Origin of the sequence: Nocardia elegans NBRC 108235, assembly GCF_001612845.1 — a bacterium.
Classification (GTDB): Bacteria; Actinomycetota; Actinomycetes; order Mycobacteriales; family Mycobacteriaceae; genus Nocardia; species Nocardia nova.
This window is the reverse complement of sequence record NZ_BDBF01000006.1, coordinates 1-24,914: the sequence shown is the minus strand read 5'-3', so window position 1 is coordinate 24,914 and position 24,914 is coordinate 1. Positions and strand designations below refer to the sequence as shown.

Sequence of the window (24,914 nt, the reverse complement as noted above, 5' to 3'; positions counted from 1 at the left end):
TGGTGGGGTCCGCTGATGGTGGATTCGCGTACGCCGGTCGTCGTGGGCGTCGGACAGGCCATCGACCGCATCGACAGTTCCGAATACCGGCAGATGTCGTCGGTCGACCTCGCCGCCGCGGCCGCCCGCGCCGCCCTCGAGGACACCGAGGTCCGCTACGCCGACGCCGCCGCGAGCGTCGAACTCATCGCCGGGGTGCGCCAATTCGAAATATCGGCGCCGGTGCGCGCCCCGCTCGGCCGCTCCGACAACTACCCGCGCTCGGTGGCGCGGCGACTGGGCATCGACCCGCCCCGCGCCGTGCTCGAGGTGGTCGGCGGGCAGGGCCCGCAACATCTGCTCACCGAGTTCGCCGCCGACATCGCCGCCGGGCGACTGGAATCGGTGCTCATCACCGGATCGGACGCGATCTCGACCGAGCGCCACTACGCCGGCCGAGACGACCGACCCGACTTCACCGAAACCGCCGCCGGTCAGCTCGAGGACCGCGGCTTCGGATACGAATCGTTCGTCGACGACAACCTGATCGCCCACGCCGTCATGGGCGCACCCACCCAGTACGGCCTGCTCGAGAACGCCCGCCGCGCGCGCGTGGGCGCGACACCGCAGCAGTATCGCCTGGAAATGGGAAAACTGCTGGCGCCGTTCACCTCCGTGGCCGCCAAGAACCCTCTCGCCGCCGCACCGGTCGAGCGCAGCGCCGAGGAACTGGCGACCGTCACCGACTCGAACCGGATGATCTGCGACCCGTTTCCACGCCTGATGGTGGCCCGCGATCTGGTCAACCTCGGCGCCGCGGCCGTGGTGATGTCGCTGGGCACAGCCCGCCGGCTCGGCATCCCCGACGACAAACTGGTATATCTGCGCGGCCACGCCGACCTCGAGGAGCAGACCCTGCTCGCGCGCCCCGACCTCGGCGCCGCGCCCACCGCGTGGACGGCGGCGCGAGAAGCGTTGCGGGTGGCCGGAATCGGGCTCCACGACCTCACCACCCTCGATCTCTACAGCTGCTTCCCCGTCGCGGTGTTCAACTTCTGCGACGGCACCGGACTGGCCACCGACGACCCGCGCGGGCTCACCGTGACCGGCGGGCTGCCGTTCTTCGGCGGCCCCGGAAACAACTACTCGATGCACGCGATCGCCGAGACCGTGGCCCGGATGCGTGACCAGCCGGGCGCTTTCGGCCTGGTGGGCGCCAACGGCGGCATCATGAGCAAATACTCGGTCGGGGTGTATTCGACCACGCCGGCGCCCTGGGAGCCCGACCGCAGCGCGCACCTGCAGCGCGCCGTGGCGTCGGCCCAGCAGGTGCCCAGCCGGGCCCGCGCCGACGGGCCGGCCCGGATCGAAACCTACACCGTGCGCCACGCATTCGAGCCGCGCACCGGACTGGTCGTCGGGCGCCTGCACGCCGACGACAGCCGGTTCCTGGCGATCATGGCGCCGGAAAGCCTTGCCGCGGTGGATGATCCGATCGGCCGCGACATCCTCGTCACGTCGAGCGAGAAGGGCAACACCGCGGTCATGGTGCCGTGACCGGCCGCGGACGCGGGAACGGAGAGATTGATGGGGTTCGTTCAGCCGGAACTGCCGGTCGTCGATCAACAGCAGTGGCAGAACAGCGGCCGCAGTGAGCGCATCCGGCTCATGGCGCGGCACTGGGCCGAGGTCGGCTTCGGCACACCGGTGGTGCTGCATCTGTTCTACGTCGTCAAGATCTGCCTCTACATCCTCGGTGGCTGGCTGTTCGCGCTGAGCACCAGCGGCATCGACGGATTCACCGATGTGGGCGGCTGGTGGTCGGAACCGATCGTGTTCGAAAAAGCCGTGCTCTACACGATGCTGTTCGAGGTGATCGGGCTCGGTTGCGGGTTCGGGCCGCTCAACAACCGCTACTTCCCGCCGATGGGATCGATCCTGTACTGGCTGCGGCCCGGAACGATCCGGCTTCCACCGTGGCCGCGCGTGGTCCCGCTGACCCGCGGCACCGCCCGCACCCCGGTCGACGCCGCGCTCTACGCACTGCTGCTGGTGGTGCTGCTGTGGGCGCTGCTGTCCGACGGCACCGGCCCGATTCCCGCTCTCGACACCACCGTGGGACTGTTGCCGGCCTGGCAGGTCGGCCTCGTCGTCGCCGTGCTGGCGGTGCTGGGACTGCGCGACAAGGTGATCTTCCTGGCCGCGCGCGGCGAGGTCTACGGCTCGCTGGCGGTGGCGTTCCTGTTCGGCGGCGCCGATGCGATCCTCGCCGCCAAACTCGTCTTCGTCGTCATCTGGATGGGTGCGGCGACCTCGAAACTGAACCGGCACTTCCCGTTCGTGGTCTCGACCATGATGTCCAACAGCCCGATCGTGCGCCCGCGATGGCTGAAGCGCCGCTTCTTCGCCGACTTCCCCGACGACCTGCGGCCGGGCTGGTTGTCGCGATTCGTCGCCCACAGCGGCACCGCGGTCGAGATGTGCGCGCCGATCGTGCTGTTCTTCTCCCACGGCGGCTGGCCCACCGCGGTGGCGGCGGTGATCCTGCTGTGCTTCCACCTGGCGATCCTGACCGCCATCCCGATGGGCGTACCGCTCGAGTGGAACGTGTTCATGATGTTCGGGCTCGGGGTGCTGTTCGTCGCCCACGCCGACATCGGCTTCGCCGACGCCACGCATCCCTGGCTGCCGGTGCTGCTGTTCGCGGTCCTCGTCGCGATCGTGATCACCGGCAACCTGCTGCCCTCCCGGATCTCGTTCCTGCCCGGGATGCGCTACTACGCCGGCAACTGGGACACCACGGTGTGGTGCGTCAAACCCTCGGCGGCGCAGAAGATCGACCGCAACATCGTCGCGATCGCGAGCATGCCGCAGGCGCAGATGGAGCGCTACTACGGCAAGGACCGGGCCCAGATCCCGCTGTATCTCGGCTACGCCTTCCGCGCCATGAACACCCACGGCCGCGCCCTGTTCACCCTCGTGCACCGCGCCATGCCCGCCGGCCGCGAGGACGAATACACCATCACCGACGGTGAACGCATCTGCAGCACCGCCATCGGCTGGAACTTCGGCGACGGGCACATGCACAACGAACAACTCATCGCCGCCTTGCAGCAACGCTGCCACTTCGAACCCGGCGAAGTGCGTGTCGTACTGCTCGACGCCCAGCCCATCCACACCCAGGTCCAGGCCTACCGCCTCGTCGACGCCGCCACCGGCGAATTCGAAAGGGGCACAGTCCGGGTCGCCGACATGGTGGAAAGCCAGCCGTGGGCCGACGACCTTCCCGTCCACGTCACCAGCACCGCCGGCCCGGCCGTCACGGATTCGCACCCAGCTCCCTGACGACATCCTCGGCGACGGATCGATCGGCATCAGAACGTCGGAATGGCCTTGGACGGAGTCAGTTTGCTGGTCCCCAGCCAGTACTCGGGCAAGGCCATCTTCCGCAGAATCTCCGACGCGGCCGGCAGATCCTCCGCCTGCGCGGCCGCGAGATAGCTGCGGCTGAGATGCACATTGATGAAGCGGTTCATCAATGCCGCGCGTTCGGGTTCGACGGTGCCGGTGATTCCGGGCAGCGTGGTCGCCGAACCGGTGGCGACCTGGTTTATTCGTTCGATCACCGGCTTGGTCGGGTTGGCGAAGTAGGCGCGCAACAACGCCTGTTCTTCGGCGTCGAAACTGCTGAACCGCAACTGCGGGTCGGCGAACCGGCGGTTGGCCAGCCGGTGCGCCGTGCGCTGGAACAACGCCACATTCGCCGGTGTACGCCCGAGTTTGAGGACGTTCATCGAGGCGATCGCCTGGCCGAGGTGCTTGTCTCCGTCCCACATGTTGGGGCCCCAGCTGGTGCGGTAGTTGTAGGCGCGAATGGCATCCAGACGCATTTGCTTGTCGGTGAAACCGGCGCTGGTCAGGGCGGAATCGGCGTCACCGAGGCCGCCGCCGCGGTCGACGACGCGATCCACCGCGACCGCTGCGCCCAGCGGCGTGTGGCCGTATTCGCCGGCAGCCGAGCGAGCCGAGTCGATGATCTGTTCCCTGGTCCGGTTGTAATTCAGGATCCAGCCTCGGCGCCCCGACTCCGCGGCGATGCGCATATTTGCCGTCTCCGCGTCCTGCCGCAGCCGCGAGCGCGAGCTGAGCGGAAAACGCCTGCGCCCCATCATGTATTCGGCCACCGGGTTCGCGTTGACGGTATTGATCGCCGCCAGCGCGGTGAGCAGCCGCTCCGAACCCGAGGGCGCGCCCGCGGCCGTCGCCGCAGCCGCACCACCGGCACCGGCCTGACCGCCGGCGAGAACCGAACCGATGCGCGCCACAGCCTGATTGCCGCGCGCGGCGACGTTCTTGCCCACTCGGCGCAACAACACCACGCCGACGACCATCACCGCACCGCCGACGAAGATCACCTCCATCCCCTGCCCGGGGGTCTGCCGGAACAGATCGTCGAGCACCAGCGCGTACACACCGAGATAGATGGTGAACGCGACCATCTTGCCCGCCGACACGAACGCGTCGACCAGATTGCGGACCAGGAAGGTCTGCGTCGGCCCGTAGACGAAACCGCCTGCCGCGAAACCGAATATCGCCATGAACGCGTGATAGATCGCCTCGGCCGCCGCGACCACGATCTTGCCCGACAGATACACCCCGAACAGCAGCAGCACCGCCGCGAAGAGCAACAGCAGCAGACCGGTGCAGACCTGCCCGGCATTGGGGTTCTGAGATTTGGTGTAGGCCGCGGTATCGCCGCAGCGCTGCATGCCGCTCGCGACACGGGCATCACTGCCCGCCGCGACTCCTGCCGACCATTCGGCCCGGCACGCCGGCGAGCGATCGACGACATGCCCGAAGTTCCAGACCTGCAACGGGTGGCGCACGAAATTGTCGGCCAGAGTGTTCTCCATCGTGGCAATCACCGATTGCGGGTTCGGATTCGCATCACCGTTCAGCCCGGCCGCCACCGCGACGCCCACATCGCGGCCCTCGGCGAGCAGCCCGTGGGGCGAGAGCACGTCGGCCATCGGATGCGCGAGATAGCCGACCCCGAACAGCGCGACCGCCAGCATCGTCAGCACCTGCAGCGTGGCCTTGCTGAACAGCCCGCGCAGGACGAACCACGCGACGAAGAACGCGCCGACACTGGCGGCCACCGTCATGACCATCGGGGTGCCGATCTGACCGGCGAGGGTATCGGCGACCTCGGTCAGCGGCACCGAGACCAATTGGAGCCAGCGAAAACTGATCGCGTACCCGATCAGCCAGATCGCGGTGACAGCGATCGCCATGAAACCGGCGAACTCCAAATCCAGCACCGTCGACAGTGCCGTGTTCCCAGGATGCAGCAGGCTGCCGTGGTTGGTGGCGAAGACGTAGTCCGAGACCGGTGTTCCGGACGAATCCCGCACGTCCATCCAGCCGATCGCATCGATTGTCGAGGCACCCGCGGCGTCGGTCCGCGACTGCGCGGTCGCTACCGCACCCACACCGATCGGCGCGACGCACAGCAACAGAACCGTCAGCAGCAGCCACGCCGCGACCCGTCGTCCCCGGCTCGCGCCGAGCCAACGCGCCCAGCGCCCGGCCACGACTGCGGGCCGCCACCGCGCCGTATCCCAGAAATCGCCCTCCGCGCCGCTTCGCTCCGGAGCCCTGACACTCGTCACACCACTATCCCGTCGAAACCGAAACCAGGACCGGCGGAACCACGCGCCGGCGCCGCCACATGCCGACAGCGCATCGACGTGTTCGCCGGCGCTGATGATCACCGGGCACTGTACGGCCGGCTGGGAAGCCCGTAACCCGTTGCGCTCGAGGTGATTCCATCGACTCGCTCGGCGCGGCGACTACTGTGCACCGCCGACCGCCGGGCCTGCCCGCCGACACCGGGGTGATCACCCGCCTGCGCCGAAGGTGGTGACGCCTCGGGCCGGCGCCCGGTGGATAAGGTGAGTCATGTCTTTCCAGCCGACCCGGTGGACTCCCCCGCCGGCGCCCGCCCGGGCGCGCGCCCCGCACAGCGATCCGCCCATGTCCGATCTGCGGCTGCTCGAACTGCCCGGGGACGGTCCCGAGGATGTGGTGCTCGCGCCCGACGGGCGGGTCGTCACCGGCATCGCCGACGGCGCCGTCCTCGCGGTCGACCCGGCCACCGGTGTGGTCGAGCAGATCGCCCACACCGGCGGTCGGCCGCTGGGCCTGCACGCCGAGGCCGAGGGATCGCTGCTGATCTGCGACGCCGAGCGCGGACTGCTGCGCCTGGACCGCCCGCACGGCACCCTGGAAACCCTGTGCGACCGGGTCGACGGCGTAGCGCTGAACTTCGCCAGCAACGTCGTCGCCGACACCGACGGCACCGTGTACTTCTCCGAATCCAGCCGCCGCTACCCGCTCGACGACTACATGGGCGACATCCTCGAACACTCCGGCACCGGCCGGCTGTTCCGCCGCAGCCCCGACGGCCGGGTCGAAACCCTGGTCGACGGACTGCAATTCGCCAACGGGATCGTCCTGGCCCCCGACCGCTCCTGTGTGCTGGTCGCCGAAACGGGCGGCTACCGCATCGCCCGCCACTACCTCACCGGCCCCCGCGCCGGCGAGACCGACCATCTGGTGGAGAACCTGCCCGGCTGCCCCGACAATCTCGGGCTCGGCAGCGATGGCCTCGTCTGGGCCGCGCTCGTCACACCGCGAAACCCGGTGCTGGACACGCTGCTTCCGCTGCCCGGTGTGCTGCGCCGCCTCGTGCGCGCCATCCCGCCGGCCCTGCAGCCCAAACCCGCCCGCACCGTCTGGGTACAGGCCTACGACTTCGACGGCACCCTCGTCCACGACCTGCAGCGCGAACCCGACCGGTACGCGATGGTCACCGGCGTCGCCGAAACCGACGGCACCCTGTACCTGGGCAGCCTCAGCGAACCGGCGATCGCGGTGGTGCGCCTGCCGTCATGAGGCGGTCGAGGCGACAACCGTTGTGCCGCGGCCGGTTTCACTGGCGCCGCAGCGTCCCCGTGATGGCGCCGATCGGGCCGGTCATCGAATAGGCGACGGTGTGGTCCGGGTTCAGGGTGAGGGTGGAGGACTGGCCGTCGTCCATGCAGGTCGCGCCCGAGACCAAGCGGGCCCGCAGCGTGATCGCGGAATCGCTCGCCGAGGTGAGGGTTTCGGCGCGCCGGCAGGTGAGACCACTGGTCCGGCCGGTATTGCTCGCCGTACCCAGTTCCGTGCCCACCGCGCCCGCGCGCAGGGTGACGACGATGTCGTAGGTGGCCAGCCCGTCGGTGGCGGTGCCCTTCCAGGTGCCCGCGTAATCGGCGGGCAGCGCCGCCAGCTCGCTTCCCGCGGCCGTCGTCTCGGCGGTGGTGGCCTCCGAAGCCGACGTGTCCGCGGTCTCGACCGAGGTTTCGGTGCCGGGAGCAGACGCCGGCCGATCCGATGACGCGCTGCGGAAGGCGAGCGTGGCACTGATCACCGCCGCCGCCACCAAAACCACGGCCAGGCATCCGAGCATCACCATCCGGCGCCGCGACCTATTGCTGTGTGCGGGAGGGCTTTCGGCGTGTGCCCCGGCCTGGGTGTAGCCGTGGGAAGTCCATGGTGCGGACGGTTGCGACGGCGCGCCGGGCCACGGACCCGTCCGCCCGTGCATACCGGTGTTCGGGAAGTGGCCCGGGGTGAAGGTCGATGACCGGCCCGCATCGCCTGGATGCGATCGTCGTACGGTGGGCGGTGACGCCTCGGTCGGCGGCACGGGCGTGTGCGGGTGCCCTGCGGCGCCGGAGCCGATCAGCGTCGACGGAAGGTCGGGCGCGCTCTGCGGCGTGACCGACGGATCGTTCGGCACCGGACCGGAATCCAGATCGAGCAGCATCACCGCCTGACGGCTGATCGCCTCCAGGATCGGTCCCGGCAACCACCCCGACCGGGCGTCACCCAATGCCGCACACTGCCTTTCGACCTCGGCGGGCGTCGGCCGATTACCGGGCTGTTTGTCCAGGCATGCTCCCGCGATAGGACGCAACGCCGCCGGAAGGCCGTCGAGGCGCGCCGGTTCCTGCATCACCCGCCACAGCATCGGGATCGAATCACCCGAACCGAACGGCCCACTGCCGCTGGCGGCATACACCAGCACCCCGCCGAGGGCGAACACATCGACCGCCGGCCCCACCGGCGCATCGCCCGAAATATGTTCCGGCGCCATATAACCCGGCGAACCGATCACCTTGCCGGTCGTGGTCAGCGTGCCGTCGTCGGCGGCGCGCGCGATACCGAAATCGATCAGCCGCGGCCCGTCGAGAGTCAGCAGCACATTGGACGGTTTCAGGTCGCGGTGCACCACCCCGGCCGCGTGCACATCGGCCAGCGCCCGCGCCAGGCCCGCGGCCAGCGGAACCAGCGCCGATTCCGGTAACGGCCCGAACGAGTCCACGGCCTCGCGCAACGACAACCCCGCCACGTACCCGGTGGCCAGCCACGGCCGCTCGGCCTCCACATCGGCGTCCAGCACCGGCACGGCATGCGCGCCCGTCACCCGCCGCGCGGCGGCCACCTCCCGCCGGAACCGGGTGCGGAATTCGGGATCATCCGACAGATCCGGTCGCACCACCTTCACCGCGACAGTGCGGCCACCGGCGTTGCGGCCCAGATAGACTCGGCCCATTCCGCCGGAGCCGAGTACCCCGAGCAGACGGTAGGGGCCGATGGTCGCCGGATCACCGGACTCCAGTGGGAGCATCTGGACTTGTCGTTCCTTCCGGGCCGTGCCCTGCCGCGTGCGGGCTCGCTCGATCACACACGAGCGCGGCATCCGCCGCAAGCGGTGGACCTAGGCAAGCTCCGGAAGCTCTAGCTGGGCTGGGGAACCGGTTCCTCGTCGGCCGCGTCGGGAACCTCGGTGCCGGCCAGCGAGACGCCCGCGGTCTCGCGCAGGAAGAACCACGCCACCAGGCCCACCAGGCACGCGCCGACCATGTAGTAGGCGGGGAACAGATGCCAGCCGGTGGCGTCGATGACCGACTCGTTGATCAGTGGTGCGGTACCGCCGAACGCGGCGGTGGAGATGTTGTAGCCCAACGCGAATCCCGCATACCGCACCTGCGTCGGGAAGATCGCCGGGAAGGTCGCCGAGATCGTGGACAGCTGGGGAACGTAGAGCAGGCCCAGTACGACGAAGCCGACGATCGCCCACGCCGCGCCCTGAGCCATCAGCCAGTACATGGGGATGGCCATGATCGCCAGCCCCACCAGCGACACCAGCCACATCGGCCGCCGGCCCACCCGGTCGGAGACCGCACCCGACACCGGCAGCACCAGCGCCATCACGATCTGGCCGACCAGCACCATCGCCGTGGTCTCGGAATCGCCCATGCCCAGGGTGTTGTGCAGATAGGTCGGCTGATACGCCAGCAGCGTGTAGTTGACGACGTTGAGCGCGACCACCAGTCCGGCGATGGTCAGCAGTTCGCGGCGGTAGTCGCGCAGCAGGACCCGCAGCCCGCCCTGGGCCTTCTGATGCTCGGCGACCTCGGTGAACACCGGCGATTCGTCGAGCTTGCTGCGCAGATACCAGCCGATCAGGCCCAGCGGCACCGCCAGCAGGAACGGAATGCGCCAGCCCCACGATTCCATCGCGGCGTCGGAGAGCAGAACCTGCAGGATCAGTACCACCGTGGAGCCACCGACGAATCCGGACAGGGTGCCGAATTCGAGGAAGCTGCCGAGGAATCCGCGGCGGCGCTCATCGGTCGATTCCGCGATGTAGGTGGCCGCGCCACCGTATTCGCCGCCGGTCGAGAATCCCTGCACGACGCGCAGCAGGATCAGCAGGATCGGCGCGGCGATCCCCACCGCCGAATGGGTGGGCAGGATGCCGATGCAGCCCGTGGCCGCGGCCATCAGCAGGATCGTGGTGGCCAGCACCAGTTTGCGGCCCACCCGGTCGCCGAGCGGGCCCCACACCATGCCGCCGATCGGGCGCAGCACGAAGGAGATGGCGAAACCGAGCAGCGTGCCCAGCGTGCCCAGCGAGCCGGGGAAGAACGCGTCGGTCAGATAGGAGGCGGTGGCCGCGTAGACGCCGTAGTCGTACCACTCGGTGGCGTTGCCCATGGCCGCGGCGGCCACCGAACGTCGTTGCTGGGCGTGCGGCAGGCTGGTGCTCACGCGCGCTCCTCCTCACCTGTTTTCGGTTGCTGCGCGCCCGGCCGCGACGCCGCGACGTGGGACACGAAACACTCGGGTACCCGGTGGGTGGTCCGGCAAACCGGACGCAGACAGCGCGGCCGGCTCGATCGGTGGGAACCACCTGCGATGATATCGGGGTGGGTGACTCCGCTCACAGCGCGACGCGGCCGGTGAACGGGAGTCATCGGCCGGTCCTGCGCCGGATTTGCCGGATTATGTGTCTGATTTGCCGTTTTGTGCTGCCGCGCACGACATCCGGAATGCGTGGCTCCGGTGGCGGCCCACGTACATTGACCCGGATATCGCTGGACTCCGGGTTGCCCGGACAGATGCTCCCGAGGGGGATCACGTGACCGCCACCGCCACCGGACGACCGCGTTCGGCTTTGACGGACTGGTTGCTGCAGGGCGCCGACGAGGACCGCTACTCCCGCCATCCCGGCCCGATGGTGAAGCAGGCCGAAGAGCAGCATCAACGGTCGTGGTGGCAGGTGATGTGCCTGACCGGTGTCGACTACTTCTCCACCCTCGGCTATCAGCCCGGCATCGCCGCCCTGGCCGCCGGCGTGCTGTCCCCGCTGGCGACGCTGGTGCTGGTCGCGCTGACGTTGCTGGGCGCGTTGCCGGTGTATCGGCGAGTGGCCCGCGAATCCCCGCACGGGGGCGGATCGCTGGCCATGTTCGCCGATATCCTGCCCCGCTGGACCGGCAAACTGTTCATCCTCGTCCTGCTCGGATTCGCCGCCACCGACTTCGTGATCACCATGACGCTGTCGGCGGCCGACGGCGCCGCCCACATCGTCGAGAATCCGTTCGTGCCGCAGGCGCTGCACGGGCACGGGCTCGCGATCACCCTCACCCTGCTGGCACTGCTGGCCGCGATCTTTCTCAAAGGATTCGCCGAGGCGATCCGGATCGCGATCGGGCTGGTCGGGGTCTACCTGGCACTGAACCTGGTGGTCGCGGTCGTCGGGGTGTGGAAGGTCGCCACCGCCTCGCACCTGGTCGTCGACTGGGGCCACGCCATGACCGCCCAGCACGGCAGCGTCTTCGCGATGGTGGGCATCTCGCTGCTCGTCTTCCCCAAACTCGCGCTCGGACTCTCGGGTTTCGAAACGGGTGTGGCAGTGATGCCGCAGATCAAGGGCGGCCCCGGCGACACCGAGGAGCACCCGGAGCGGCGGATCGTCGGCGCGCGCAAACTGCTGACCACGGCCGCGCTGATCATGAGCGCATTCCTCATCGTCACCAGCTTCATCACCGTGGTGCTGATCCCGGAACGCGAATTCGAATCCGGCGGATCCGCCAACGGCCGCGCGCTGGCCTATCTGGCCCACGAGTATCTGGGCAACGGATTCGGCACCGTCTACGACATCTCCACCATCGCCATCCTGTGGTTCGCCGGCGCCTCGGCCATGGCCGGACTGCTCAACCTGGTGCCGCGGTATCTGCCCCGCTACGGCATGGCGCCGGAATGGGCGCGCGCCACCCGTCCGCTGGTGCTGGTGTTCGCGGTGATCGCTTTCGGCATCACCTGGTACTTCGACGCCGACGTCGACGCCCAGGGCGGCGCCTACGCCACCGGTGTGCTCGTGCTGATCACCTCCGCCGCCGTCGCCGTCACCCTGTCCGCGGCACGAAAACGCCAGCGCGGCAAGGTTTTCGGATTCGGTGCCGTGGCGGCCGTATTCGTCTACACCACCATCGCCAATATCATCGAACGCCCCGAGGGCGTGCAGCTGGCCTCGCTGTTCATCATCGCCATCATCGTGGTGTCGTTCGTCTCACGGGCGCGGCGGGCGTTCGAACTGCGGGCCATCGAGGTCGACTTCGACGACAAGGCGGCCTGGCTCATCGATAAGATCGCCGCCTCGGGCACCATCCGCATCGTCACCCACGACCTCGACGACGTCGACGCCCGCCGGCCCGACGACTACCGGCAGAAGGAAGCCGAACAGCGGATCGAAAGCCACATCCCCGCCAAGGAGCCGATCCTGTTCCTCGAGGTGATCGTCAAGGACGCCTCGGAATTCTCCACCGACCTCAACGTCAGCGCGGTCGAGATCGACTGCTACAAAATCCTCTCCGTCGAAGCCGCCGCGGTGCCCAACTCGATCGCGGCGATCCTGCTCGCGATACGCGATCGCACCGGCATGAATCCGCACGTGTATTTCGAATGGACCGAGGGCAATCCGCTGCTCAACCTGCTGAAATTCCTGTTCGTCGGTGAGGGCGAGGTCGCGCCGGTGACCCGGGAGATCCTGCGGCGCGCCGTCGCGGATCCGAATCAGCGCCCGCACGTGCACGTCGACAGCTGACCGGGCGCTCGCAGGGGGCCGGTGCGTGGTCGGCGAGAGCCCGGCATATCGCGGGCGAACACGCCCGTCGCCCCCGCGAGAGCCCACGCGCGGTTGTGTTGGGACAATAGGGCGGGCCGACGGTGCGATCGTCGGGGGCTGTGGCGGCCCGGACGCGCGTGAACCGGACAGCTGGTGTTTGCGCAACGGTAACCCCAATGTGAGAGAACCGGACGTCCGATAGCCGGGAACGGGAGAGGCAGGCAGCAACGTGATCGTCGGTTCGCAGTCGGGCGCGGGCGCTACCGACGCGCCGCTCACCGCGCCCTCGGGCAGCGACACGAATGGTGAGCCCCCCGAGCCCACAGCCTCCGCGGACTCCGAAGCATCGACGGACTCCCAAGCATCGACGCACTCCGAGACCGCGGCGGCCCCCGAAGCTCCGATGAGGTCTACCGCGATGGACTCCCGAACCCGCGCAGATGCCGGCCCCTCCGCCTCGGCGGTGACCGGTACCGACGGAAGATCGGCGCCCGAGGTCGCCGCCCCGGACTCCGGCCGGCCCACGGCGCAAGCTCCCGCCTCGCCGCTGCTGCGCGGGGCCGCCGCGGCGCAGCCCCGGACACTGGTCGACATCCTCGCCGAAACAGCACACGCGCACCCCGACGCCGATGCCGTCGACGACGGCACCGAAGTACTGACCTATCGGGAGTTGCTCGCGGCGATCGACACGTCGGTAACCGAGTTGCAGGCGGCGGGAATCCGCCGCGGCGACCGGGTCGGAGTGCGGATCCCCTCGGGAACCGCACGGCTGTATGTGACCATCCTCGCCGTCCTGCGCGCCGGGGCCGCCTACGTCCCCGTCGACGCCGACGACCCGGAGGAACGCGCCGAACTGGTCTTCGGCGAGGCCGCGGTCGCCGCCGTCGTCACCGCCGACGGCATCACCGCCGTGCGCCGAGACGACACCACCATGCGCCCGGACGACACCGCCGTCGGTGGAGACGGCACCGCCCCGCGCGGAGACGGCAACCACGCGCCGGCCGATCCCGACGCGCCCGGCCCCACGATCGACGACGACGCGTGGATCATCTTCACCTCCGGCTCCACCGGAACCCCCAAGGGGGTCGCGGTCACCCATCGCAACGCCGCCGCCTTCGTCGACGCCGAAGCGCGAATGTTTCTGCAGCAGGAGCCGATCGGGCCCGGCGACCGGGTGCTGGCCGGACTGTCGGTGGCCTTCGACGCGTCCTGCGAGGAAATGTGGCTGGCGTGGCGGCACGGCGCGTGCCTGGTGCCGGCGCCGCGCGCGCTGGTACGCAGCGGGATGGATCTGGGACCGTGGCTGGTGCGCCGCGAGATCAGCATCGTGTCCACGGTGCCCACCCTGGCCGCCATGTGGCCGCCGGAAGCGCTCGACGCGGTGCGGCTGCTGATCTTCGGCGGCGAAGCGGTGCCCGCGGAACTGGCCGAGCGGCTCGCCGGCAGCGACGACCGCGAGGTGTGGAACACCTACGGCCCCACCGAGGCCACCGTGGTGGCGTGCGCGGCGCAACTCACCGGCACCCCGCCGGTGCGCATCGGATTACCGCTGGACGGCTGGGATCTGGCCGTCGTCGACGCCGACGGCACACCGGTCGCCGAAGGAGAAGCCGGTGAACTGGTGATCGGCGGCGTCGGGCTGGCCCGCTACCTCGACCCGGCCAAGGACGCCGAGAAGTACGCGCCGATGCCGACCCTCGGATGGCAGCGCGCCTACCGCTCCGGCGATATGGTGCGCAACGACCCCGCCGGGCTGATCTTCCTCGGCCGCGCCGACGACCAGGTCAAAGTCGGCGGACGGCGGATCGAACTCGGCGAACTCGACGCCGCGCTGCAACATCTGCCCGGCGTCACCGCCGCCGCGGCCGCCGTGCGCACCACCGCCACCGGCACCCCGATCCTCGTCGGCTACCTGTCCACCGGCGACGACGGCATCGACCTGTCGCACGCGCGGGAACTGCTCGCCGAACGGCTGCCCGCGGCCCTCGTGCCCCGGCTGGCCGTGCTGGACGAATTGCCCACGCGCACATCGGGAAAGGTCGACCGTGACGCGCTGCCGTGGCCGCTGCCCGGCGCCGACGGCGAACCCGGCGCGGGATTGGACGGCACCGCGTATTGGCTTGCGGGACTGTGGCATTCGGTGCTCGGCGCCGATGTCGACGGCTTGGACTCGGACTTCTTCGACCTCGGCGGCGGTTCGCTGTCGGCGGCGCAACTGGTCACCGCGCTGCGCGAACGGCTGCCGCAGATCACCGTCGCCGACCTCTACGATCATCCGCGCCTGGGCGCGCTGGCCGAATTCATCGACGCCGCCGCCCCCACCGAACAAGCGCCCACCCGCCACGTCACCCCGACCCCGCGGCGCGCGCAATGGTTCCAGGTGCTGGCCTCGGTGCCGTTGACCACCCTCACCGGCCTGCAATGGCTCACCTGGCTCGGCGTGGTCACCAACATCGCCTCTCGCTTCGGTGCGCTGCCGTGGATGCCGGGACTGTCGTGGTGGTGGGCGCTGGCCGGATTCGTGCTGTTCATCTCACCGCCCGGCCGGATGGCGATCTGCGTGGCCGGCGCTCGCATCCTGCTGCGCGGCGTGCGCGCCGGCAGCTACCCACGCGGCGGCTCGGTCCATCTGCGCCTGTGGACGGCGGTGCGGATGGCCGAGGCCGCAGGCGCGGAAAACCTCTCCGGCGCACCGTGGATGGTGCCGTTCGCCCGCGCGCTGGGGGCACGCATCGGGCGTGGCGTCGACCTGCACACGCTGCCGCCGGTCACCGGGATGCTCGAACTCGGCGACGGCTGCAGCGTCGAACCGGAAGTGGACCTGGCCGGATATTGGATCGACGGCGACCGCGTGCACATCGGGGAAATCCGCATCGGGCCCGGCGCGGTGGTCGGTTCCCGCTCCACGGTGATGCCCGGCGCGGTGATCGGCAAGAACGCCGTCGTGGAACCGGGCTCGGCGGTATTCGGGAAGGTGAAAGCCGGCCAGAGCTGGGCCGGATCGCCCGCGGTGAAAGTCGGTCCCGCCGAACATCGCTGGCCCGCCGGCACACCGCCGCGCGCACTGCACTGGGTGCTCGCCTTCGGCGTCACCTCGGTGCTGCTGTCGGCGCTGCCGGTGATCGCCCTGGCCGCGGGCGGACTGCTGCTGGCCTGGTGGATCCGCGACGAAACAACGCTGACCGGGGCGCTGGCACACGCGATGCTGATGCTGCCGGTGGCCGCGCTGATCGTGCTCGCGGTCTTCGCCGCGGTGACTGTCGTCGCGATCCGCGTGCTCGCGATCGGATTGACCGAGGGCTACCACCCGGTGCGCAGTCGCGTCGGCTGGCAGGCCTGGGCTACCGAACGGCTCACAGACTCCGCGCGCACCTTCCTGTTCCCGCTGTATGCCAGCCTGCTCACTCCGCTGTGGCTGCGGCTGCTCGGCGCCGACGTCGGCAAGGGCGTCGAGGCGTCGACGGTGCTGCTGCTGCCGAAATTCACCAAGGTCGCCGACGGGGCCTTCCTCGCCGACGACACCATGATCGCCGGCTATGAACTCGGCGGCGGCTGGATGCACATCGGCGGCGCCAAGGTGGGAAAGCGGGCGTTTCTGGGTAACTCCGGTATGACCGCGCCCGGACGGCGGGTGCCCAAGAACGGTTTGGTGGCGGTGTTGTCGGCGGCTCCGGAGAAGGCGAAGGCGGGTTCGTCGTGGCTGGGCAGCCCCCCGGTGCGGTTGCGCCGCACCGCCGGCGATTCCGACACCGCGCGCACCTTCGATCCGCCGCTGCGGTTGAAACTGGCGCGCGCGCTCGTGGAGACCTGCCGGCTGATCCCGGTGATCCTCAGCTTCGGCATCGGGCTCGGTGTGCTGTTCGCCTTGGCCTGGCTGGCCTCCGGGCCCGGATACTGGCTGGCCGCACTCTGTTCCGGTGTGGTGCTGCTGATCGCCGGCGCCGTGGCCGGCGCGTGCGCGGTGGCGGCGAAATGGCTGATCGTCGGACGTATCCGGAAGGTGGAACATCCGCTCTGGAGTTCGTTCGTGTGGCGCAACGAGGTATGCGACGCGTTCGTGGAAACCGTTGCCGCTCCGTGGTTCGCGCGCGCGGCCACCGGTACCGCGGTGATGAACATCTGGCTGCGCGGGCTCGGCGCGCGCATCGGGCGCGGAGTGTGGTGCGAATCGTACTGGCTGCCCGAGGCCGATCTGGTGACCCTCGGCGACGGAGCGACGGTGGAACGCGGCTGTGTCGTGCAAACACATCTGTTCCATGATCGGATCATGTCCATGGACAGCGTGACCCTCGAGGCCGGAGCCACCCTCGGCCCGCACTGCGTGGCACTGCCCGCGGCCCGCATCGGCGCCGGTGCGACCGTGGGTCCGGCGTCGCTGGTGATGCGCGGGGACACCGTCCCGGCGTCGACCCGGTGGCAGGGCAATCCGATTGCGCCGTGGCCGGATACCCGGCGCGGCAAGTGAAGGCAGGTCGTCGGTGAAGCTGGGCAAAGGTGGCGCCGAGGCGCCGATCGACGACTATCTGCCGCAGAACGGCAACCGCGGCTATCGGGTCTCGCGCTACGAACTGGACCTGGTGTACAAGGTCGCCGCCAACCGGCTGACCGGGCGGGCCACCATCACGGCGGTGACCACCGCGGTGCAGCCGCGGTTCGCACTGGATCTGTCGCAAACACTGAGTGTGGCAAAGGTTTTCGTCGACGGCGCCAAACCCGCCAAATACACCCACACCCGCGGGAAGTTGACAATCACACCCGCGCGCCAGGTCCCGCCCGGCGCGGCCTTGTCGATCGTGGTGCACTACGGCGGCACCCCGAAACCCGTGCGCGGGCCGTGGGGTGAGGTCGGCTGGGAGGAACTCACCGACGGTGTGCTCGTGGCGAGCCAGCCCAACGGCGCGGCGTCCTGGTTCCCGTGCGACGATCACCCCAGCTCCAAGGCGAGCTACCGGATATCCATCACCACCGACTCCCCCTATCACGCGCTCGCCAACGGCGTGCTCACCGCTCGCACCACCAAATCCAGCCAGACCACCTGGGTGTACGAGCAGTCCGAGCCGATGGCCTCCTATCTGGCCACCATCCAGATCGGACCCTATCGCGCCCACCGCATCGACGCCGGACGCCTCACGAAGGTGCCGATGACCGCGGTGCTACCGCCGCGGCTGCGCACCGCCTTCGACCACGACTTCGCCCGGCAACCACAGATGATGGCCGAATTCGAGCGCCGGTTCGGGCCCTACCCGTTTCCCGGCTACACCGTCGTCGTCACCGACGACGAGCTCGAAATCCCCATCGAGGCACAGGGATTGTCGATCTTCGGCGCCAACCACTGCGACGGGCAGCGCGGCGCGGAACGACTCATCGCGCACGAACTGGCCCACCAGTGGTTCGGCAACAGCCTCACCGTCGGGCAGTGGCGCGACATCTGGTTGCACGAGGGCTTCGCCTGCTACGCCGAATGGATCTGGTCCCAGGCCGGCGGCGGGCCCAGCGCCGACCAGCTGGCCCGCGCTGCCCGCCAGAACCTCGCCCGGTCCGCGCAGGATCTCGTGATCGGCGATCCCGGACCGGCGTCGATGTTCGACGACCGGGTGTACAAACGCGGCGCCCTCACCTTGCACGCGCTGCGCCTGCGCCTCGGCGACGACGCCTTCTTCTCCCTGCTGCGCGACTGGACCGCCCGGCACCGCTACGGCACCGTCGCCGCCGAGGACTTCACCGACCTCGCCGGCCACTACAGCCCCGCCCCGCTGCGCGAGTTGTGGGACAGCTGGCTCTACCGCGCGGCGTTGCCCGAGCTGCCGCAGCACGGGCTGGGCGCGGTCGGCAGCTGACTCAAGCGTCGAATCCGACGTCGGCCAATTGCCGTGCCGCGTCAGCGGATTGGCGCAACCCGGCTTCGTAGGCAGGGGTCAACGCGGCCGGGTTGAACACGTCGATGCCGAAGACGGCCACCGCCTCGCCATCGGGGGCGATCGAGATCTCGGTCTCCGCGCCGTGCGCGCGATCGGTGCGGGTGCGGGGGAACATGTGCGCCAGCGGTTCCATGATCACCACGATCTGCGCGCCGGCGGCCAGGTCGGCATTGAGGGCCGAGCGCACGCCACCGTCGAAATAGCGGGAATCACCGATCGGGATCGGCGGGAAGACACCCGGGACCGAGGTACTCGCGGCCAGCGCCTGCGGCAACGTCGCCGCCGTGTCGCGGGTCCACACCTGCAGTTCGCCGGTGCCGATATCGACCGTGGTGACGCGCAGGTCGGCCTCCGGCCATTCGGTGACACCGGCCAGCCGGGCGATGCGTTCGACGTGGGCGTCGGGATCTCCGGCCTCGGCGGCCAGCGCCAATTCGCCCATGCGGCGGCGGATCTCGCGCGCGTCGCCGGGTGTGGTTCGCAATGAGAAGATCTCGGCGAGTCGGCGTGGATCCGGGGCGAACGATTCGCCGCCCGACGACCGGGTGGCCCCCAGGTGTTCCAGATCCCCGCCCGCCGCGAGCACCGCGCCGACCACCGACCCCGCCGACGTGCCCACGATCCGGTCCGCGCGCGGGATCGATCCCGGCGGCACGCAATCCGACCATCACCCCCGCCATCCACGCGATCCCGACGGGACCGCCACCGCCCAGTACCAACGCGGTGCGGAATCGGTCGGGCGAGAGTGCGGCACACATGAGCGCGACACTACCGGCGCGCTCTCCCTCACGCATGTGGCGCACACCACCGAGTAATAGAGCAACTGCTCTGTTATGGTGAGGTCGTGCCCCGCCCTCGCATCCACGACCTCGATGTCGTTCTCGACCATGCCGAAGCGCTCGCCGTGGCCGCGGGTGTGCCCGCCGTGACGATTCGCGCGGTCGCTGCTGCCAGCGGCATGTCGAACGGGGCGATCTACCACAGTTTCGGCTCGCGCGCGGAACTGGTGGCGCGCATGTGGATTCGCGCCGCGCGCCGGTTCCTGGACGTGCAGAACGAACTCGTCGACGAGGCGCTGGCGGAGGGGTCCGGCAGCGAGGCCGCCGTGCAGGCGGTGGTGCGCGCGGCCGAGGCGCCCGCGGAGTTCTCCGCACGGTATCCGGCCTCGTCCCGCCTGGTGACGATGCTGCGTCACGACGAGGTCCTCGCCACGGAGCTGCCCGAGAGTGTCGCCGCCGAGGTGCGCGCACAGCACCACGGGCTCGTCGCGGTGATGCGGACGTTGTCGGCGCACCTGTGGCAGCGCGAGGACCGGCGCGCGGTCGAGGTGATCACCGCCTGCATCGTCGATCTGCCCACCGCGCTGTTGCTGTCGCGCGACCGCCTCGCCGACCCCGACACCCGGATGCGGTTGCGGGCCGCCGTCCGTGCCGCCGTCAGCGCCGGACCACCACCGAAACACTGACCAACGCCACAACTCCGGCTACACCGAAACACCGAAGGAGATCCGATGTCCCCCGCTCTCACCTACCGTGACACCGTCGCCGTCCTCGACCTCGGCGCCGGCGAGAACCGCTTCTCACCCGAGTTCCTCGCCGCCGTGAACGCTCACCTCGACACCGTGCTCGCCGATGGCGCCACCGGATTGATCACCACCGCGAGCGGCAAGTTCTACTCCAACGGACTCGACCTGGAGTGGCTGGGCGCCCACAGCGAGCGCGCCCCGTGGTACGTCGAACAGGTGCAGGGGCTGCTGGCGCGGGTGCTCACGCTGCCGGTGCCGAGTGTGGCGGCCCTGCCCGGTCACGCCTTCGGCGCCGGCGCGATGCTCGCCCTCGCGCACGACCAGCGGGTCATGCGCGCCGATCGTGGCTACTTCTGCTTCCCCGAGGTCGACATCCGCGTGCCGTTCACCCCGGCGCTGGCCGCGCTCGTGCAGGCCAAGCTGTCGGCCGAAGCCGTCACCGCCGCGGTGCTCACCGGACGACGATTCGGCGGGGCCGAAGCCCACGAATACGGTCTGGTCGACGCCACCGCCGCCGCGGGTACGGAGGTCGAGACCGCCACCGCGCTGCTGGCCCCACTCGGCGCCAAGGACCAAGGCACGTTGGGATCGATCAAATCGGTGTTCTACGCCGGCGCCTACACCGCGTTGACCGCCTGATCGCGCTGCTCAGCGGCCCTTCCACTCGGGCGTGCGTTTCTGCGCGAACGCCAGCACACCCTCGGCCGCATCCTCCGACGACAGCGCACTGCCCGAGACCTCGAGCTGGCGCGTGAACGCGACATCGGTGGACCAGTCCGGTGATTCGTCGATAATGCGTTTACTCGCCGCCAGACTCAGCGGCGCGTTCACGGCGATCCGCTGCGCCAGCTCCAGTGCGGCGTCGAGGGCCTTCCCCGATTCGGTGACCTGATTGACCAGTCCCAGTGCCGCCGCGCGTTCGGCGGAGATGGGATCACCGGTCAGCGCCAGCTCCATCGCCACCGCCCGCGGTAACCGCTGCGCCAGCCGCAAGACGCCACCGCCGACGGCCACCAGTCCGCGTTTGACCTCGGGGATCCCGAACGTCGAATCCTGGGCTGCCACTACGAGATCGGCGGCCAGCGCCAGTTCGCAGCCACCGGCCTGGGCCGGTCCCTCGACCGCCGCGATCAACGGCTTCACCGGTGGTCTCGCGGTGATACCGAGCGGGCCGCGCTTCTCGGTCATCGGCGTCTCGCCGCGCGAGGCGGCCTTGAGATCCATTCCGGCGCAGAAGTATCCACCCGCGCCGGTGATGATCGCGACCTGCGCCGACGGATCGGCCTCGTAGGCGTCCAGGGCCCGTTCCAGCCCGAGGGCGGTGGCCAGATTGACGGCATTGCGCACCTGCGGGCGGTTCAAGGTGATGATCGTGACCGGACCGCGACGCTCCACCAGCACCGGCGGGGCGGGCGGGGCCGGCAACTCCACCCGCTCGCGACCCTCGACGCTGATGTCGTGGCCGGACACCGTCACCGGCAGGCCCAGCAGATCGCCGTCGACCAATTGCGCGATCAGCTCGGAATCGGTGTTGCGCAGCAGAATACGGCTGCCCGCGGGTTCGATCAGGCTCAGAATCGCCGCTTCCGGCTGCCCGTCGCGAGCGTAGGCGACGGTGTAGGCCTCCACCACCGCGGACCCGTCGTGGGTGCTGCGGGCCGGGCGCGCCGGAGGATTCTCGATGATCGGGCGCAGATGCCGGTACGGCTGGGCGGGCGGCAGCGACGAGTACACGCCCAAGGCGTGTTTGGTGACGTACCAGCCCAGCGAACTCGCCAGGCCGAAGGTGCCCGGTTCCGCGCGCAACCGCTGCACCATCGTCGCCACCGCGTGGCCGCCGTAGTTGTTACCCGGACCGCCGCCGAAGGTCAGGCCGCCGGTCACCGACAGCGGACGGGCCGGATCGTCGATCGCCAGCCCCAATTCGCGCGCGGCGATCTGCACCGCCACCGGGAAGCAGGCGTAGAGATCCACGTGGGTCAGCGCCTCGACGCCGATACCGCTGTGCTCGAGCACCGCCCGGCCCAGCGTCGCGATCGCCGGTGAGGCCGCCAGTTCGCCGCGTTCACTGGTGAACCACTCGTCGTGCCCGGACGCGCCGGCGTGGATGAAAATCCACTTGTCTTGCGCGATTCCGGCCTCCTGCGCGGCCGCGGCACTGCACACCACGATGCCGCTGGCCATATCGACGGTCAGATTCGCGCATTCCAGTTTGGTGTAGGGCGTGGACACCATGCGATTGTCCGGACCGGGGGTGGCGATCCGGTCGGCGTCGAATTCCTCGGGCTGCCAGGCGTATTCGTTGCGCGCCGCCACCGCCGACAGCCGCGACCAGAGTTCGGCCACGGCCTCGGCGTGATCGCCGGGGCTGCGGCCCAGCCGATGCCGGTTCGCCGACTCCAGCAGGGCGTACATGTTGATCGGCGCGATCAGGCCCGCCGCGGTCTCGGCCGGATTGTTGGCCGGTTTGTCGATGCCGATCGAGCGGGTCGGCGCGACCTCGGAACCCTGCTGCGGCCACGACAGCTCGACACCGGCGCGCTGGGCGGCGGCCTGCGTGGCTCCGGCCTCCGCGCCGGTGACCAGCACCATGTCGTACTCACCGGCCGCGATCGCTGCCGCGGCCTCGTTGATCACCAGCTGACCGCCGTCGCCGCCGAAGGGACTCGACTGCGCGGTGTCGATACCGGCCACGCCCAGGCGCTGCGCGATCACCGCCCCCATATCCCGGTACTGCCACGATGTGCACGCCACCGCGAACACCGCGTCCGCGCGGCGCAACAGCTCCTCTCCGGCGCCGGTATCGGCCGCGGCGCGCCGCAACGCGGTCACCGCGAGCGCGGCCGGATCGCCGTAACCGGAATCCGGTGTGCGCTGGGTGATCTGCCCGACGCCCACCAGCACGGGGGTCCGGGGATCGATCTCGGTGCCCGAGGCACGATGCCGAATGGGCTGTGCCGCACGCTTTTTCACCGGTCCGGCCGCGGCGATCGCGTCGGGTAGCCGGGCCAGGGACTGCTCCATCGCCTCACCGAGGCTGCGGGCCACCGACGCGCCCAGCGGGCCCTCGACGGGCGGGCCGCCGAGCCCGGCATCGAAGTACACCGTCGCCTCGGCGCCGGAACCGGCGACGGTCAGCCAATACCCCAGCCGCACTCCCTGCGGCCCCTCGCCGCGCAGCGCGAAACCGCGCTCGCCGGCCTCGACGACCGTCCAGCGCAACTCGGCGGGGATGCCCATCACCAGCGCCTGCTGCGTGAACGTCAGGCCCTCGCGCACAGCGCCGGGTGCCTCGCCGCGCCAGCCGGCGTGCAGGGTGAACCAGTCGGCCAGCCGGTTCAGATCCGAGAGATAGGCCGCCACGGCATCGGGTGCCACCCGAATGCCGCGGCGAGCATGTGCGGAACGGGGGTAGTCGCTCACACCGGCGGGCGTGAGATAACCGTCTGCCTCTTCGGCCGGTGTGGCCGCCGGGGCGGAGTGCGATCGAGCGGCGCCGACCAGGCCGGTGATCAGGTCACGTGCGATGCGCGGATCCTTGCGCACCGCCGCGAACAGGGCATTTCCCGCCTCGAGCTTGGTGCGTGCGGCGCGGATTCGATCCGATCCCGGCAATGGCGACACCGACAACCTCCTTGTTGCGTCCCGAGACAATTAATCACCCGCTCTTTCGGGGCGTCAAAGACTTGTGACCTGCGTTACGTAAGTCTAGACTTACGGTTCGTGGGGACTTACCAAGATGGTGCGCTCGACGCTCTCGGGGATCCGACCCGGCGAGCGATCTTCGAACGACTCGGGCGCGGACCCTGCGCCGTCGGTGAGCTGGCCGCCGAACTCCCGGTCAGTCGTCCGGCGGTCTCTCAGCACCTGAAGGTGCTCAAACAGGCGGGGCTGGTGGTCGACGAGGCGATCGGCACCCGCCGGATCTACCGGCTCGATCCGAACGGCATCGACGCCCTGCGCGGCTACTTCACCCGGTTCTGGACGACGGCGATGTCGTCGTTTCGCGACCGGGCCGAGGCCGCCGCACGCGCTCAATCGATCGAAACAAGCAACGGGACAACCACATTCGAGGAGCAGTCATGACACAGCAAACCAGCGAGACCCAGGTCCGCGTCGAACTCACCGTCGAGGCGCCCATCGATACCGCCTTCGACGTCTTCACCACCGGCATGGACAGCTGGTGGCCCCGCGAACACCACATCGGTGCGGGGCCGCTGGCCGAAGTGGTGGTCGAACCCCGCGTGGGCGGACGGTTGTTCGGCCGCGAGGCCGACGGCACCGAATGCCCGTGGGGTCGTGTCCTCGTATGGGACCGTCCCGGCCATTTCGCGTTCTCCTGGGACATCTCCCTGGACTGGAAATACCAACCCGACCCGGCCCTGACCAGCCGCGTCGATGTCACCTTCATCCCTGTCGATTCCACCCACACCGCCGTCACCCTCGTCCATGGCGACTTCGCCAACCACGGCGAGGGGTGGGAATCCATGCGCGACGCGGTCGGCTCGCCGGGCGGCTGGCCCGGCCTGGCGGACACCTACGCACGCGCCGCCGCGGCCGCTGCCTGAGCTGCGGCGCGCACTTCCGCGCCCCCATCGCGGCGGCGGCAGTGGTGAATCGGTTCAGCGCTGAGGTAGACGCAGACCCGGCTGTGAGGCACAAGCGGGCACGGCGCGGAAGCACCGTGCGGAGGCATGGCTTCGGTGCAGTCCGTGCCGGCACGCATCGGCTGCCTCCAGCCGGTCCTGGGGCGCGGTGAACAATGGGGCGTGGCCGGATTCGCGCCCTGCGGTGCATTCGTCCGGTCGCTGTCCCGATTCGGGTTGATGTGTGGTGGAGGTTTGTGAGTATGGCCGGAATTTCTTCGGTGCCGACGTCGGCGCTCGCCGCCGGTGGGCTGCTCGGCGGGTTCGCGCTCGCGCAGGCGACCAAGCAGCGGCAGCTCGGTGGTGTGGTCTTCGCCGCG

Annotated in this window: 15 protein-coding genes; 10 read left to right on the top strand and 5 right to left on the bottom strand. The window is 69.7% G+C overall.

All coding sequences use genetic code 11. The features are described 5' to 3' along the window. Positions 1-12 precede the first annotated feature (12 nt). Complete coding sequence (locus tag NE2_RS04960) at positions 13-1,536, top strand: acetyl-CoA acetyltransferase (RefSeq protein WP_063024599.1); 1,524 nt, start codon at positions 13-15, stop codon at positions 1,534-1,536. Positions 1,537-1,566: 30 nt separating this feature from the next. Then, positions 1,567-3,324 (top strand): DUF3556 domain-containing protein, encoded by a 1,758-nt coding sequence (locus NE2_RS04955; RefSeq protein WP_063024268.1) that lies wholly within the window; start codon positions 1,567-1,569, stop codon positions 3,322-3,324. Positions 3,325-3,353: 29 nt separating this feature from the next. On the opposite strand, the gene NE2_RS04950 is transcribed toward NE2_RS04955, so the two are convergent. Beyond that, positions 3,354-5,651: a hypothetical protein gene (locus tag NE2_RS04950; protein WP_146165350.1), complete on the bottom strand. Its 2,298-nt coding sequence runs from the start codon at positions 5,649-5,651 to the stop codon at positions 3,354-3,356. A 289-nt stretch (positions 5,652-5,940) separates the two neighbouring features. Here NE2_RS04950 and NE2_RS04945 point away from each other — a divergent pair, with 289 nt between their 5' ends. Beyond that, positions 5,941-6,936 (top strand): SMP-30/gluconolactonase/LRE family protein, encoded by a 996-nt coding sequence (locus NE2_RS04945; protein ID WP_228816735.1) that lies wholly within the window; start codon positions 5,941-5,943, stop codon positions 6,934-6,936. Positions 6,937-6,973: 37 nt separating this feature from the next. Here NE2_RS04945 and NE2_RS04940 read toward each other — a convergent pair whose 3' ends face one another. Together NE2_RS04940 and NE2_RS04935 are read right to left on the bottom strand one after the other, a co-directional pair. Further along, positions 6,974-8,719: a serine/threonine-protein kinase gene (locus tag NE2_RS04940; RefSeq protein ID WP_063024597.1), complete on the bottom strand. Its 1,746-nt coding sequence runs from the start codon at positions 8,717-8,719 to the stop codon at positions 6,974-6,976. Between the two features lie 110 nt (positions 8,720-8,829). Then, a complete protein-coding gene (locus tag NE2_RS04935) occupies positions 8,830-10,092 on the bottom strand; it encodes an MFS transporter (protein WP_063024595.1) in 1,263 nt (420 codons plus the stop codon). A 520-nt stretch (positions 10,093-10,612) separates the two neighbouring features. On the opposite strand from NE2_RS04935, the gene NE2_RS04930 reads away from it, so the two are divergent. The 3 genes from NE2_RS04930 (at position 10,613) to NE2_RS04920 (ending at position 18,342) form a co-directional block, all read left to right on the top strand. Beyond that, positions 10,613-12,484, top strand: coding sequence for an APC family permease (locus NE2_RS04930; RefSeq protein WP_228816897.1), 1,872 nt, complete (start codon positions 10,613-10,615; stop codon positions 12,482-12,484). 439 nt (positions 12,485-12,923) lie between these two features. Then, the gene (locus tag NE2_RS04925; protein WP_084493807.1) at positions 12,924-16,970 is read left to right on the top strand and encodes a Pls/PosA family non-ribosomal peptide synthetase; all 4,047 of its coding nucleotides are present in this window, start codon (positions 12,924-12,926) and stop codon (positions 16,968-16,970) included. A gap of 13 nt (positions 16,971-16,983) precedes the next feature. Next, positions 16,984-18,342, top strand: coding sequence for a M1 family metallopeptidase (locus NE2_RS04920; protein ID WP_063024260.1), 1,359 nt, complete (start codon positions 16,984-16,986; stop codon positions 18,340-18,342). 1 nt (position 18,343) lies between these two features. Here the strand turns inward: NE2_RS04920 and NE2_RS04915 are convergent, their stop codons facing one another. Further along, positions 18,344-19,078 (bottom strand): patatin-like phospholipase family protein, encoded by a 735-nt coding sequence (locus tag NE2_RS04915; protein ID WP_084493806.1) that lies wholly within the window; start codon positions 19,076-19,078, stop codon positions 18,344-18,346. Between the two features lie 189 nt (positions 19,079-19,267). Here NE2_RS04915 and NE2_RS04905 point away from each other — a divergent pair, with 189 nt between their 5' ends. Continuing rightward, entirely contained in the window at positions 19,268-19,888 is a 621-nt protein-coding gene (locus NE2_RS04905) for a TetR/AcrR family transcriptional regulator (protein WP_063024255.1), read from the top strand. Between the two features lie 45 nt (positions 19,889-19,933). Further along, a complete protein-coding gene (locus NE2_RS04900) occupies positions 19,934-20,587 on the top strand; it encodes an enoyl-CoA hydratase-related protein (protein WP_063024253.1) in 654 nt (217 codons plus the stop codon). Positions 20,588-20,596: 9 nt separating this feature from the next. Here NE2_RS04900 and NE2_RS04895 read toward each other — a convergent pair whose 3' ends face one another. Beyond that, positions 20,597-23,572 (bottom strand): type II toxin-antitoxin system Rv0910 family toxin, encoded by a 2,976-nt coding sequence (locus NE2_RS04895; RefSeq protein WP_063024251.1) that lies wholly within the window; start codon positions 23,570-23,572, stop codon positions 20,597-20,599. Between the two features lie 99 nt (positions 23,573-23,671). On the opposite strand from NE2_RS04895, the gene NE2_RS04890 reads away from it, so the two are divergent. Both NE2_RS04890 and NE2_RS04885 read left to right on the top strand, forming a co-directional pair. After that, positions 23,672-24,034 carry an ArsR/SmtB family transcription factor gene (locus tag NE2_RS04890; protein WP_063024249.1) on the top strand — a complete coding sequence of 121 codons (363 nt, stop codon included), beginning with the start codon at positions 23,672-23,674 and terminating at the stop codon, positions 24,032-24,034. After that, entirely contained in the window at positions 24,031-24,516 is a 486-nt protein-coding gene (locus NE2_RS04885) for an SRPBCC family protein (RefSeq protein WP_063024247.1), read from the top strand. The genes NE2_RS04890 and NE2_RS04885 overlap by 4 nt, the downstream gene beginning before the upstream one ends. Positions 24,517-24,914 lie beyond the last annotated feature (398 nt).